Origin of the sequence: Flavobacterium hydrophilum, from assembly GCF_003202405.1 — a bacterium.
GTDB classification, from domain to species: Bacteria; Bacteroidota; Bacteroidia; order Flavobacteriales; family Flavobacteriaceae; genus Flavobacterium; species Flavobacterium hydrophilum.
In genome coordinates, this window is record NZ_QJHL01000022.1 from 1 (window position 1) to 589 (window position 589).

Here is a 589-nt window from a genome sequence, read left to right on the forward strand (position 1 = left end):
ACTATTGATCCAACCGATGATGCGCTTTACGAAGGAAACGAAACAGTAATTGTCGATATCACGAATGTTACAGGAGCTACGGCAGGCAGTACGACTCAGGCTATCGTTACGATCACTGATGACGAGACCACCCCAACGGTAACCCTTAGCGGAACGACAACAATCGTCGAGAATGCAGCTGGAACGGCTACGATCACCGCTACACTGAGTACGGCTACGACTACCGATACAGTGGTAAGCTTAGGTTTTGCAGGAACAGCTTCAGCAGGAGATTATGCGGCAAGCAATACTACCATTACGATACCGGCAGGGCAGCTGACCGGAACGATCACGATTGATCCAACCGATGATGCGCTTTACGAAGGAAACGAAACGGTAATTGTCGATATCACGAATGTTACAGGAGCTACGGCAGGCAGTACGACTCAGGCTATCGTTACGATCACTGATGACGAGACCACCCCAACGGTAACCCTGAGCGGAACGACAACAATCGCAGAGAACGCGGCAGGCACCGCTACAATCACCGCTACACTGAGCACGGCTACGACTACCGATACAGTGGTAAGCTTAGGCTTTGCAGGAACAG

The 589-nt window shown here is 51.1% G+C and carries 1 protein-coding gene; it reads left to right on the top strand.

The window, feature by feature from the left end:
* Positions 1 to 589, top strand: a 589-nt coding sequence (locus tag DMB68_RS23155) for a Calx-beta domain-containing protein (protein ID WP_196783723.1), incomplete at both ends; no start/stop codon positions are given.